This window comes from Candidatus Nealsonbacteria bacterium (genome assembly GCA_019923625.1).
Lineage (GTDB): Bacteria > Patescibacteriota > Minisyncoccia > Minisyncoccales > RBG-13-42-11 > JAHXGN01.
The window spans coordinates 1-1,547 of sequence record JAHXGN010000033.1; the positions used below are offsets into that span (position 1 = coordinate 1).

1 protein-coding gene is annotated in these 1,547 nt (G+C 38.1%); it reads right to left on the reverse strand.

The genetic code is table 11. The features are described from left to right. Positions 1-41: 41 nt before the first annotated feature. Entirely contained in the window at positions 42-1,052 is a 1,011-nt protein-coding gene (locus KY055_02855; protein MBZ1345539.1) for a hydroxyacid dehydrogenase, read from the reverse strand. Between the last annotated feature and the right edge of the window lie 495 nt (positions 1,053-1,547).

Below are 1,547 nucleotides of genomic sequence, written 5' to 3' on the forward strand. Positions count from 1 at the left end.
CAATTTNAGTTTTTCTTTGGCNTGAATTATATTTTTTCCAGTTAATCCACTAAATTGATAGGTCTGCTAGTTGAAAATGCTTTGATGTTTTCTATAGTTGTGTCTAAAATTCTCTGGAGAGCCTCTTTACTGTTGAATGCGTTGTGAGGAGTAATGATAACATTCGGTTGGTTAATTAAAATGTGATTTTCAAGTACGGCCTTCAGGTCACAGGTCTTTTTGAAGACAGATGTCAGAAGCTCTCTTTCTTCTTTGATAAAACACTCCTCCTTCAAAACATCCAATCCTAATCCGGCGAAAATTCCTTGCCTTAAACCCTCTAATAAAGCCGTAGTATCGCAAATCCCGCCCCTTGCCGTATTTATTAAATAGCATCCTTTTTTGAATAATTTTAAAGTTTTTAAATTAATCATGTGGTGAGTTGATTTATTATACGGCACATGCAAAGTAATGATGTCAGAATTTCTGAATAAATAATCCAGGGGGGCATATTTAAAACCGAATTCTTGAGCGAATTTTTGATCTTTTCTGACATCAAAAGCTAAAATATTCATTTCAAGTCCTTTGGCAATTCTAATCACATGACGACCAATATTACCGACCCCGACCACGGCTAAAGTTTTTCCTTTTAGATCAAAACCTCTTAAATTTTCTAATGAAAAATCACCTTTCTTTGTTTTCTCTAAAGAAGGATAAATTTTTCTTGATAACGCCAAAATTAAAGCAAAAGTATGTTCAGCAACTGTATTTTCTCCGTAGCTTGGCACATTGGAAACCAAAATGTTTTTATCTTTGCAGGTTTTTAAATCAAGGTGATCAAAACCAGTTGAGCGGGTGGTGATAAACTTCAGAGATTTTAGAGAATTAAGAATCTTCTTATCAATTATTGAATAAATAAATGGAGATAAGATATCAACACCCTGGATTTTTTTTAATCTCTCTGGCGTTATTTTTTCTTCAAAAAACGCAGAATCAAGACCTTTTAGTTTTGGTTTTAAATAGTCCTTCTCCCAGGGTTCTATTTCAAAAAATGCAATTTTTAATTTTTTCATAGATTTATTTTACTTTATTAAATCCTCTATTGAAACATCCAACGCTTTGGCGATTTTTGCCACAACTAACACTGATGGTTTTTTGATTACCTCGCTTTCAATTTTGGTTAACGGTAGGCCAGCAACCTCTTTTCCCAGCTGGCGGTGTGTATTTGAAAAAATCTTTACCCCGTTAAATTTACGAAGTAAATTTGTTCGGGGCGAACCGATTTCATTAACGGGCTCCGCCGGGCGGCCCCACCACTATCTCGCGGAGTTTATCCCGCACCAAGCTTGCTCTGGTGCGGGGCTCGAAGTACGGGGTAAAAATTCCACCTAGCCCCCTGGAGTTTACCCCGCATAATCCCGAAGGGATTTGTGCGGGGCCCGCCTCGCCAAAAAGCGGAAGCGAAAAGCATGCCCCGTAGTCAACCAAAGGTTGTACTACTGGGGGACGATTTCAAGCATGCCCCGTAGTGAACCGAAGGTTCTACTACTGGGGTTTTTCTTTGGCGG